The following is an 11,530-nucleotide window of genomic DNA, read 5'->3' on the forward strand; positions in this document are numbered from 1 at the left end:
CTTATTTTTCGTCATACCAAGAGTAGTGGAAGGTTCCTTCTTTGTCTTTACGTTGGTAAGTGTGGGCACCAAAGTAATCACGTTGCGCTTGGATCAAGTTAGCTGGAAGATCAGCTGAACGGTAGCTATCAAAGTAAGTAATAGCTGCTGAGAAGGTTGGTACTGGCACACCAGCTTGAACTGCAAGAGCTACGATATCACGCACTGCTTGTTGGTACTTAGCAGTAACATCCAAGAAGTACTCATCCAAAAGAAGGTTGGCAAGGTCTGCATCACGGTTGTAAGCATCTGTAATCTTTTGCAAGAAACGAGAACGGATGATACAGCCATCACGCCAGATAGATGCGATGTCTGCAAATGGCAAGTTCCAGTTATTTTCTTTAGAAGCTACACGTAATTGCGCAAAACCTTGTGCGTATGAGATGATTTTTGAGAAGTAAAGGGCTTGACGGATTTTTTCAATCAATTCAGCCTTATCTCCTTCAAATTTGAAGGCAGCTGGTTTTGGAAGCACCTTGCTAGCATGCACGCGTTCTTCTTTGTAAGTTGAAATGTAGCGAGCAAATACTGACTCAGTAATTAGCGACAATGGCACACCAAGGTCAAGTGATGATTGGCTAGTCCATTTACCAGTTCCCTTGTTACCCGCGGCATCAAGGATGTAGTCTACGATTGGTCCGTCTTGACCTTCATCGTCTTTACGGCTCAAGATATCAGCTGTGATTTCGATCAAGTAGCTGTCCAATTCACCCTTGTTCCACTCAGTAAAGATTTCAGCCATGTCTTCTGCAGAAAGGCCAAGCAAGTGTTGCATCAAGTCATAGCTTTCTGCGATCAATTGCATATCCCCATACTCGATACCGTTGTGAACCATTTTCACATAGTGACCAGCTCCATCAGGACCGATGTAAGTCACACATGGTTTGCCATCTTCTGGTGCTTTAGCTGAAATTTCTTCAAGAACATCAGCAACCAATTCGTAGGCTTCTTTTTGTCCACCAGGCATGATAGACGGCCCTTCAAGGGCACCTTTTTCACCACCAGAAACCCCAGTACCGATAAAGTTGATACCTGAGTTTGCCAATTCTTCATTACGACGGATGGTGTCTTTGTAGAAAGTGTTTCCGCCGTCAATCAAGATATCACCTTTGTCAAGGTGTGGAAGAAGGGCTTGGATAGTAGCATCTGTACCAGGTCCAGCTTGAACCATCAGCATGATACGGCGAGGTTTTTCGATTGAGTTTACAAAACTTTCAACGTCATAGCTTGGTACAAAGTTCTTTTCAGGATGGCAAGCAATCACATCTTCCGTTTTTTCTTTACTACGGTTGTAAATAGCAACTGTGTAACCACGAGATTCAATATTAAGGGCAAGGTTACGACCCATTACGGCCATACCTACGACACCAAAGTTAGCTTTTGTCATTTGACACTCCTCTTGTTTCATTTATTTTATTTTATCATTTTTACTTTTGAAAAGAAAGAATTTTGTAACGACTGCTTAGTAGTCCAAGTCATCTGCATGACCAGCGCCATTTCCGACAAAGTAGCCTGTCTTACAGTTAAGGGTAAAGAGATAGGTTCCATCTGGCTTGTAGAGGTTGTAATAACCATTGCCGTTAACGATATTGACACGTTCAAGGATATATTGGTCTCCAGTGATATAGCCACGTGATCGTGAAGTCGCTAGAATTTGTTCCAAGACACCATCCGCAAAATCCCAGGCAGAGTTGTTACTATCATCAATAGCAGACTGGTTATAGGCAACACGACTGGCACTTCTTTGAACAGCAACACCCGCACTTGATACGCCCATATTGACTTTGCTACGAGAACTTCTAGTCTCATTTGAGGCAGCATTTGAACTACTTGGGCTTGTCTCACTAGTCGTATTTGAGCTTGTTTGACTAGTGCTTGAGCTACTAGTTTCACTTGAACTTGAGCTAGAAGTACTTGTTTGCTGGCTCTTACCAAGGCTGATAGCCTTATCTAGCACTTTATCAAGCTCCGTATTTCCAGTTTTAATATCCGTAAATTTAGCATCCGATTTGGCTTTGGCATTGGTATCCAACACACCGTCCACAATAGCTGGTTTCTCAAATTGAGCATTGACATCTTGAATGGCCTTGATTTGCGTTGCTAGACTATCATACTTAGATTTGGCTAGCGTATGTTCACGACTACCTTCCAGTTTATCAAGCAAGGTTTTGAGTTGACTCAGTTTATCAAACTGGCTATTTTTCAAAGCCGTTTTATTACTATCTGTGTAGAAGGCGTCATAAAGTGTATTAAAATCATCCACATCTGATTGATTGGCTGTAGTTGATTGAGAAGTTTCAATTTCCTTGGTCGAGCGATTCACTTGACGATAGACATAATAAGCACTGACACAGATAATCACTGATACAAGCGCCAAAGCGGTCAAAACAAAGCCTTTTTTACTTTTCTTTTCTGAGTCCTCTTGATCCAGACGAGAAAGGTTTTGCTCCTCTTCCACTTCTTCAGTCATTTCTGTTGGAGTTTCATCCTCTAGCAATAGAGGATCCAAGCCTTGCTCCTCATCGTCCAGAGGCAAGAGTGGTAAGATGTCTTCAGAAGATGGAACTTCCTCCGAAGAAGCTTCTGACTCCTCTACAGCCTCACGCATCTCTTGAATTAAATCATCCAGACTATGAGTTTCAACTAACTCCTCTTTTTTGTATTGGCGAGTCGCAAACTTATCTGCTTCGATTTCATCTTTGTGTTGTTTAACATACTTGTCCAAAATGGAATCCTCAGGCAAGACTCCTGCTTCCACTTCTTCATTTTTACGAATAGCTTGACCAACTGTTAGCTCTTTTGCCTCATCAAAATCAAATTGCGGTTCTTGACCTTCTTTTTTATGACGATTTCGTCTTTTTTTACTCATGAGTATCCCTTTCTATTTTACCTCTTGCCGTTTGACACGCTGACCAAAATATTGATACAGATCCACTTTCAAGGTTCCGTTGTATAACTTACGCTTCTTATCTGCTTGACTACCATACTTGCTTTCAAAGGCTTCATCACTAGTCAGGATAAATTTGCTCCAAGTTTTCAGTGGTGCAAATACTTGACCCATTTCAGCATAGAGCTTGGTCACCCCTGCATCATCTGATAAACGCTCCCCGTAAGGCGGATTGGAGATAATCACACCATTGATTTTATCAGAACGTAAATCCTGCACGCGCATCTGCTTAAAAGTAATGTCTCCTGCAACACCAGCTGCCTGGGCATTAGCCTTAGCAATTTCTACCATGCGAGCATCAATATCACAGCCCATGATATCCAGTTCCAGCTCACGATCCACTTTTTGAGCCGCCTCTGTGCGAACATCTTGAATCAAGCGATCGCTAACCCAGTTCCATTCCTCAAATGCAAAAGAGCGACGCAGACCTGGAGCCATCTTTCTAGCAATCATAACTGCCTCAATACAGAAAGTCCCCGAACCACAGGTCGGATCAATCAAAGGCTTATCTGGATACCAGTTAGAAAGTTGTAAAATGGCTGCTGCCATGTTTTCCTTGATAGGAGCGCCACCCTTTTCCGTACGATAACCACGCTTAAAGAGGCTAGACCCGGTCGTATCAATCATGACAGTTGCCACATCTTTCAGAACAGAAACTTCAATCTTAAACTCTGGACCATTTTCCATCAGTGGAATACCTTCTGGGCGAGCATAGTGTTTCTGCAATTTCTTGACAACAGCTTTCTTAGAAATAGCCTGAACACTTGGCTCATTGTGAAGTTTAGATTTAACACATTTGGCTTTTGAAATCGGGAACCGAGCTCCGAGTGGTAAATAATTTTCCCAATCTAAAGCGAAAACTCCCTGAAACAACTCTTCAAAAGTCTTAGCTGGGAACGTTCCTACGATAATTTTGATACGATCTGCTGCCCGAAGCCAGAGGTTGGTTTCAATAATAGCTCTCACGTCTCCTTGAAAACGAACACGTCCATTTTCAACCTGACAATCGTAGCCCAACTCTCGCACTTCTCTTCCCACAACAGCTTCAAGACCTGCTGCCACAGTTGCAATTAAATTAAATTCTTTTTTCATGTTACAGTCTTACAAGACCTTTCTATATGTCCACTTTAAAAAATGAGGTTGAGAAAATTTCTCAGCCCCAACCTATATGCAATTTTCTATAAGCCATGTTTTGTTCCAGAAGTGACTAGGACCACTTCCTTCGATAATCATCTGTCTACCACTAACAGCTCCAGCTGATAGCAGTCAGAATACTACGTTCGTTTCCGCGTACTCCATGCCCCGACCAAAATTTGGGTTGCTAGCTTGAGGGGTTTACCGCGTTCCACTCTCTCCGTTTCCAGAAAGACTCCGTCACTGTGGCACTTTCAAGCCTACTCTGACCTATCAAAAGACTTAGCCATTTCAACTGCCGTAACGATTTCTCGTCCCTAGGCTTATGGTTTCGCCTAGCACAAACACTACAGGCATCACAGCCTGTGCTAGCATGGACTTTCCTCATGAGAAGCAATTCTCCTCACGCGATTATCCAAAAATTGCATGTAACAAGACCTGAATTACAAATCAGTATTGTCTAAAATTTGTTTACCGAATACTTCTTTTTCAAGACGATTCAAGCGTTTCAAAATATCAAAATTCGTCATAGAAGATGAAGCTGCCACATCAATTGGATCTGGGTGACTAGGACTTGGAGCCGAACTCACTTGCGGTTTACGAGTTAATTCTTCCTTCAAATCCGCAATTTCCTGACGAAGTGACTTGACCAAGGCAGCATAGGTTTCATAGTCCTTGATGACATCGTCTAAAAACTCATCAACTTCTACCTTGCTATACCCACGAACTTCACGTCCAAACTCTTGTTCAAAAATATCTTTTGCTGAAAAAATAATACTTGTCATGTCTCTCTCCATTCTCGCTTGCTAGTATTATTATATAAAAAAAGGCAAACAAAAATCAAGGTCAAAGCTTCAATTTTCGGAAAAATTTTCAGCAAGTTCATTTAATTGATCAAATGTTAATCTCTTTATAAAATAGTCCTCTTGATTTTTCATCTTTTGGTAAAAATAAGCTAGTTTCGTTTCATTTTCTTCATCATAAAAAAGATAGGAACTAGTCGTGTTTTCCAGCAAAAACTGCTGGTAATCTCTTAACTGCCCCTTGTGCTCATAGCGAGGATAAGCATATTTGACAAAGTCTACCTGCTTAAAACGACTCAGTTTCATCTGATTGCCTTCATTCCAATTTTCCCCATGGGTTTCAAAAGCAAAAATGGTGGCCAACTGGAAACCGTACTCGGTTTTCATCTCCTGAGCAACCTCTAAAACCCAATATTCAAAACCCAAACTTCCTGTAAACACAAGCCAAGACACCCCATCTGCTGCCATAGCCTCTAAATCTTTACGTATTGCTTTTTTTATCAATTTAAGACGAGGATCCTTATCAGAAAACAAACCCAAATCAAAAGCAGAATAGCCCAAAACCAAAGCTGTAGCCATTTTTAACCCTTTCTGTGCAAATTTATGGTATAATAGAGTGATGTTATTGTACCAATAAGGAGAATTATGGTCAACTATCCACATAAACTTTCATCACAAAAAAGACAAACATCTCTTTCTCAACCCAAAAATTTCGCAAATCGAGGAATGTCTTTTGAAAAGATGATCAATGCTACCAACGACTACTATTTGTCTCAGGGCTTGGCTGTTATACACAAGAAACCAACTCCTATTCAAATCGTACGAGTGGACTATCCACAACGAAGTCGTGCCAAGATTGTTGAAGCCTATTTTCGACAAGCTTCAACGACGGACTATTCTGGCGTTTATAATGGATATTACATCGACTTTGAAGCCAAGGAAACAAAACAAAAACGTGCGATTCCGATGAAAAATTTTCATCCACATCAGATTCAGCATATGGAACAAGTCCTTGCCCAACAAGGAATCTGCTTTGTCCTTCTTCACTTTTCTTCTCAGCAAGAAACCTACTTATTGCCGGCATTCGATTTGATTCGCTTCTATCATCAAGATAAGGGACAAAAATCAATGCCACTTGGATATATTCGAGAATATGGATATGAAATCAAGGCTGGTGCCTTCCCTCAAATTCCCTATCTCAATGTTATCAAAGAACATTTATTAGGTGGTAAAACAAGATGAACAAACAAACTATCCTGCGAATAGCTAAGTATGTGAGTATCTGCTTCTTAACTTTATTTATCACAGCAGTTATGCTGGGAGGAGGCATATTTCTCTATTACGTCAGTAAAGCCCCAGCCCTATCTGAGAGCAAATTAGTCGCAACCACGTCTAGTAAGATTTTCGATAGTAAAAACGAACTGATTGCCGATCTGGGCTCTGAACGCCGAGTAAACGCTCAGGCCAACGAAATTCCTACTGATTTGGTCAAGGCTATCGTATCAATCGAAGACCATCGTTTTTTCGATCATCGAGGTGTCGATACCATCCGAATTATAGGAGCTTTTTTACGTAACTTACAAAACAACTCTCTCCAGGGAGGATCAACCCTTACCCAACAATTAATTAAGTTGACCTATTTCTCAACTTCCACTTCTGATCAGACCATTTCACGTAAAGCCCAGGAAGCTTGGTTGGCTGTTCAATTAGAACAAAAAACCACAAAACAAGAAATTCTGACCTACTACGTGAATAAAGTTTACATGTCTAACGGAAACTATGGAATGCAGACGGCTGCCCAAAACTATTACGGCAAAGATTTGAGAGAACTATCACTACCTCAACTTGCCCTACTAGCAGGAATGCCACAGGCTCCGAATCAATACGATCCCTATTCTCATCCAGAAGCTGCCCTTGACCGTCGTAACTTGGTACTTTCAGAGATGAAAGGTCAGGGCTACATTTCTGCCGAACAGTATGAGAAGGCTATCAATACTCCTATTACTGATGGACTCCAAAGTTTGAAATCAGTCAATAGCTACCCAGCATATATGGACAATTATCTCAAAGAGGTTATCGACCAAGTAGAACAAGAAACTGGCTATAACCTTCTAACTACTGGGATGGATGTTTACACAAATGTAGACCAAGAGGCTCAAAAACGTCTGTGGGATATCTACAACTCCGATCAATACGTCTCTTACCCTGACGATGATTTGCAAGTCGCATCTACGGTCGTAGATGTTTCCAATGGTAAAGTCATTGCCCAACTTGGAGCTCGTCACCAAGCAAGTAACGTTTCATTTGGCACCAACCAAGCTGTGGAAACCAATCGTGACTGGGGTTCTACTATGAAACCAATCACTGACTATGCTCCCGCTTTAGAATATGGAGTCTATGACTCTACTGCGTCTATTGTACATGATGTTCCTTATAACTATCCTGGCACTGATACTCCACTCTACAACTGGGATCATGGCTACTTTGGAAACATTACAATCCAGTATGCTCTTCAACAATCACGAAATGTCACAGCCGTTGAGACTTTGAATAAGGTCGGTCTAGATAGAGCTAAAACCTTCCTTAATGGTCTTGGTATCGACTATCCAAGCATGCATTATGCAAACGCCATTTCAAGTAACACAACTGAATCCAACAAACAGTACGGTGCAAGTAGTGAAAAAATGGCAGTTGCCTACGCAGCTTTTGCTAATGGTGGTATTTACCACAAACCAATGTACATCAATAAAGTTGTCTTTAGTGATGGTAGCGAAAAAGACTTTTCTGACCCTGGAACAAGAGCCATGAAAGAAACGACTGCTTACATGATGACCGAAATGATGAAAACTGTCTTAGTATACGGAATCGGACGTGGAGCCTACCTACCTTGGCTTCCACAAGCAGGTAAAACAGGTACTTCTAACTATACTGACGAAGAAATTGAAAAGTATATCAAGAACACTGGTTACGTAGCTCCAGATGAAACGTTTGTAGGTTATACTCGTAAGTATTCTATGGCTGTATGGACTGGTTACTCAAATCGTTTAACTCCAATTGTTGGAGATCGTTTCCTAGTTGCTGCTAAGGTTTATCGCTCAATGATATCGTATCTATCAGAAGATGACCAACCTGGAGATTGGACGATGCCAGACGGCCTATTCCGAAATGGAGAATTCGTCTTCCAAAATAGTGCCAAGAACACATGGAATAATTCAGTAACACAACAAACACAAACGGTAGAAACTCCAAGCACAACAGCTGAAAGTTCAACTACACAGGCAAGTACGACGGTTGGTCAACAACCACATAATGCTCCAGCAACTGATCCTAACCAAGGACAAGCTGGTCAGGCTGTTCAACCGACACAACCAGTACAACCAACGCCACAAAATCCACAAGTTCAACAGCAACCACAACAGTGAGATGAAAGAAAATCCTGAGAATAAAAACTCAGGATTTTTTCTACAAAAAAATTAACTTCATAATCTTTGAAAGTGAAAAGATGTTTCAACTCATTTTCGATAAACCAAAAGAAGTTAGCGAATAACTAACTTCTTTTTATCTTATTTCACATGTTTTGCAAGTTCTTCTTGCGCTTTTTTATTGGATTCTGCTTTTTCTTTCATCCATTTTTCTTGAGCTTTTTGATATTCATCTGCAGTAACTGCCTTGTCTTGAAGTTCAAGGTATTTATACAAGACTGGGTCACTTGTACCTTTATTTCCTGACAATGCAAATGGTATTGTAAATGGTACCATCTTAGACAAGATTGGACGACCAGTTTTAGAAGTTGTTGGGATGATCAAGGCACTATCTGTCAACCAAGCTTGGGCTGCTGCGTATTTATCATATCGTTTAGCAACATCTGTAGTCTCATCACCAGCTTCAGTAACCAATTTTTCGTAGTCATATAGACCTACTTTTTTAGCAGCTACATTATCTTCCCCTGAGTCAAATCCTAAATATGTTTTAGTACTTTCTCCTACAGAAGGTTTGATAATATCAAGGTAGGTTGATGGATCGGCAAAGTCTGGACCCCAACCGACATTATCTGATAAATCCCAGTCTTCGCCAGCAGCATTTTCGGCAAATAGAGTTACATTAAGCAATTCATCTTTTTGCAATTGTTGGATATCAATAACGACATTATCAGTTCCTAAAGTTGCTTCCAAGGATTGTTTCATAGATTGGACACGTTGAACTTTTGTCGTTGCTGTCTGGTCAACAGGCATATCTAGGTGAATTGGGAATTGTACTCCCTCAGCTTGTAGGGCTGATTTGGCTTTGGCAAATTCTGCTTTAGCTTTTTCTGGATTGTAAAGACCATCTTGTGAATCTGCAAGATTGACATCCTTCCATTCATCCCCATAAGTCACTAATTTTTCTTTGACTATATCGCCAAAGTTCTTCCCATCTGCTTGAACAAATGTTGGTGGCACAAAGAGATTACGCAAGATTTTGCTTGCCCCAGTTTCTCCATTCAACTGAGAGGCATAAGCTGTACGATCAAAACCAAAGGCAATAGCCTGACGGAAATCCTTGTTTAAGAGAGCCTTTTTAGTCGAAGTCTTTTGTTCTTCGCTAGTCTTAGATGTGTGCTTATAAGATTGACGGTCAATATTTGTTCCTACTAGATACGTAGTCGAGTCTTGTTGAGTATAGACAATATTGTCTTTCATACTCTTCTCAAGCTCTGCGAAACTTGCACTTGTTGGATAAAGACGAGCTGCTGTAAGGCTACCATCTTTAAAGTTTTCTGCTGGTTTGCTGGTATCTTGCCCATCCCAGAATGACAATTTGACCTTGTCAATATGCACATTGTCCTTATCCCAGTAGTTCAGATTTTTCGCAAATTCAACGGAAGATTTGGTCACAATGGATTTCAACAAATAAGGGCCGTTATACAAGAGACTACTTGGATCCGTAGCTTTGGCAAAATCATCCCCTTTTGAGTTCAAAAACTCTTCATTGACTGGCGCAAGCACACCCATGGTTGTTTTGGAGTTCCAAAAAGTTTCAGGTTTGTTCAAGGTGTATTGGATTGTTTGGTCGTCAAGGGCTTTAATCCCGACTTGAGCAAAGTCTGTGATTTCACCTTTGGCATAGGCATCCAGACCTTTGATTGAATCCTGTACCAAGTAAAGGGCTTCTGCTTTCTTATCTGTTGCATATTTAAGTCCTGTTACAAAGTCCTGAGCCTTAACAGGAGCGTACTCTTCTCCCTCAGATGTATACCACTTGGCATCCTGACGAATCTTATAAGTATAGGTCAAGCCATCCTTAGAGACCGACCAGTCTTCTGCCAATGAAGGAACAAGGTTCCCGTATTTATCATTTTCAAGCAATCCATCAATCACATTACTAGTAATCTCAGAAGTTGCTGCCTTACCAGTTGTCAAATAGTTGAGATTATCCGGATGTGTCTCGTAGGTAAAGGCAAAGGTTTTTTCACCTTGAGCGCCTGAACCCCCAGAACAAGCAGCTAAAACACCAGCTGCTAATAAGGTTACTCCCGCAAGAGTCAATACTTTTCTTGTTTTCATAGTATTCTCCTTTGTTTTTTTATTCATTATAGACTCTTTTTCAAGTCCTGTCAATAGAATTTTCTGAATTTTAAGAGTTATTTGTTATATTTGATCTATTCTGAAAAATAAAATTGTTCATTTATGCCAAAAAAGCCAACAGAGATTCTCTTCTGACCGATAGAAAACAATCTTGTTGGCCTTACTTCTAATACTCATCTACTTTCAAAAAGCATTCTAGTCCATCTCCGATTAACGATGGACGTTATCACCTCCTTCTCCAGTCCTTGTATAACATCTTGAAGTTGATTCATGACATCTTCCAAAGTTCGAAAGGCTTTATTCTTAAATCCACGTTTACGAATCTCTTTCCACACTTGTTCAATGGGGTTCATCTCTGGTGTGTATGGAGGAATAAAGGTAAAGCCAATATTAGTCGGAATCTTTAAGGTACTTGATTTATGCCATATAGCATTGTCCATAACGAGTAAAAGATAATCATCTGGATAAGCTTGTGAAAGCTCTTCTAAAAAGGCGTTCATCCACTCAGTATGACATCCACCAGCGATTAAGAAAAATGATTTGCCTGTATGGGCATCAACAGCTCCATAACAATAGCGAAATTCTCGTATATAGTGACTATGGACATGTGGACCTACTCCTATTGGAGACCAACAAGATCCCAGTTTACTGATTCTACCGAAACCAGCCTCATCTTGGTACATCAAGCAAACCTTACGAAAACGCCTACTGGTTTTAAAGCGCTTTCTTGTCTTCTTGAATTGAGATTTTATTTTTAGACGCGACAATGGTTTGAGAGTCTACTTTCTTGGGATGTGCTGGACGTGGCCTAATATTTCGCCAACCATGGTGCTTCAAGAGTTGATAGAAGGTATCACGTGTGTAGGAAGAACCTAACTCCTTTTTATAAGCCTGAAATAAGGCATCAATTGTAACAAATTCTCCTGCCTCTGCAGCCTTCAAATGACGGGCAAGAAAGGCTTTCTCTTCCTCAATTGTCATATGTGCATGGTTACGACCACCACGTGTTTCTTGAAGGAGAGAATCGAGTCCGAACTCCTCAT

At 40.7% G+C, this 11,530-nt stretch carries 8 protein-coding genes, 1 other RNA gene and 1 pseudogene; 2 read left to right on the forward strand and 8 right to left on the reverse strand.

What is annotated here, in order from left to right:
• Position 1: 1 nt before the first annotated feature.
• The 6 genes from gndA to HT723_RS02015 all read right to left on the reverse strand — a co-directional run bounded on the left by gndA (position 2) and on the right by HT723_RS02015 (position 5,502).
• A complete protein-coding gene (gndA, locus tag HT723_RS01990; RefSeq protein WP_000158778.1) occupies positions 2-1,426 on the reverse strand; it encodes an NADP-dependent phosphogluconate dehydrogenase in 1,425 nt (474 codons plus the stop codon).
• 75 nt (positions 1,427-1,501) lie between these two features.
• Complete coding sequence (gene mapZ / locus HT723_RS01995) at positions 1,502-2,908, reverse strand: mid-cell-anchored protein MapZ (RefSeq protein WP_084358055.1); 1,407 nt, start codon at positions 2,906-2,908, stop codon at positions 1,502-1,504.
• A 12-nt stretch (positions 2,909-2,920) separates the two neighbouring features.
• Positions 2,921-4,078: a class I SAM-dependent RNA methyltransferase gene (locus tag HT723_RS02000; protein WP_172934516.1), complete on the reverse strand. Its 1,158-nt coding sequence runs from the start codon at positions 4,076-4,078 to the stop codon at positions 2,921-2,923.
• Positions 4,079-4,162: 84 nt separating this feature from the next.
• Positions 4,163-4,543, reverse strand: an RNA gene (gene rnpB / locus HT723_RS02005) — RNase P RNA component class B.
• Between the two features lie 20 nt (positions 4,544-4,563).
• On the reverse strand, positions 4,564-4,905 hold the full coding sequence (gene gpsB / locus HT723_RS02010; protein ID WP_000200644.1) for a cell division regulator GpsB: 342 nt from the start codon (positions 4,903-4,905) through the stop codon (positions 4,564-4,566).
• Positions 4,906-4,974: 69 nt separating this feature from the next.
• On the reverse strand, positions 4,975-5,502 hold the full coding sequence (locus HT723_RS02015) for a DUF1273 domain-containing protein (RefSeq protein ID WP_000179549.1): 528 nt from the start codon (positions 5,500-5,502) through the stop codon (positions 4,975-4,977).
• Positions 5,503-5,568: 66 nt separating this feature from the next.
• On the opposite strand from HT723_RS02015, the gene recU reads away from it, so the two are divergent.
• Positions 5,569-6,165, forward strand: coding sequence for a Holliday junction resolvase RecU (gene recU / locus HT723_RS02020; RefSeq protein WP_000248777.1), 597 nt, complete (start codon positions 5,569-5,571; stop codon positions 6,163-6,165).
• Entirely contained in the window at positions 6,162-8,345 is a 2,184-nt protein-coding gene (pbp1a, locus tag HT723_RS02025) for a penicillin-binding protein PBP1A (RefSeq protein ID WP_172934517.1), read from the forward strand. The genes recU and pbp1a overlap by 4 nt, the downstream gene beginning before the upstream one ends.
• Positions 8,346-8,486: 141 nt before the next feature.
• Here pbp1a and HT723_RS02030 read toward each other — a convergent pair whose 3' ends face one another.
• Together HT723_RS02030 and HT723_RS02035 are read right to left on the reverse strand one after the other, a co-directional pair.
• On the reverse strand, positions 8,487-10,466 hold the full coding sequence (locus HT723_RS02030) for a peptide ABC transporter substrate-binding protein (RefSeq protein WP_172934518.1): 1,980 nt from the start codon (positions 10,464-10,466) through the stop codon (positions 8,487-8,489).
• Between the two features lie 194 nt (positions 10,467-10,660).
• Positions 10,661-11,530, reverse strand: a pseudogene (locus HT723_RS02035) (IS630 family transposase); the annotation flags it as partial.

The sequence above is a fragment of the Streptococcus sp. 2106 genome (assembly GCF_013277315.1).
In the GTDB taxonomy this organism is placed as follows: domain Bacteria; phylum Bacillota; class Bacilli; order Lactobacillales; family Streptococcaceae; genus Streptococcus; species Streptococcus pseudopneumoniae.

Excerpts from the sequence above, each read along its gene's own strand:
- gndA (WP_000158778.1), bottom strand. The coding sequence starts at position 1,426 with ATGACAAAAGCTAACTTTGGTGTCGTAGGTATGGCCGTAATGGGTCGT.
- mapZ (WP_084358055.1), bottom strand. The coding sequence starts at position 2,908 with ATGAGTAAAAAAAGACGAAATCGTCATAAAAAAGAAGGTCAAGAACCG.
- HT723_RS02000 (WP_172934516.1), bottom strand. The coding sequence starts at position 4,078 with ATGAAAAAAGAATTTAATTTAATTGCAACTGTGGCAGCAGGTCTTGAA.
- gpsB (WP_000200644.1), bottom strand. The coding sequence starts at position 4,905 with ATGACAAGTATTATTTTTTCAGCAAAAGATATTTTTGAACAAGAGTTT.
- HT723_RS02015 (WP_000179549.1), bottom strand. The coding sequence starts at position 5,502 with ATGGCTACAGCTTTGGTTTTGGGCTATTCTGCTTTTGATTTGGGTTTG.
- recU (WP_000248777.1), top strand. The coding sequence starts at position 5,569 with ATGGTCAACTATCCACATAAACTTTCATCACAAAAAAGACAAACATCT.
- pbp1a (WP_172934517.1), top strand. The coding sequence starts at position 6,162 with ATGAACAAACAAACTATCCTGCGAATAGCTAAGTATGTGAGTATCTGC.
- HT723_RS02030 (WP_172934518.1), bottom strand. The coding sequence starts at position 10,466 with ATGAAAACAAGAAAAGTATTGACTCTTGCGGGAGTAACCTTATTAGCA.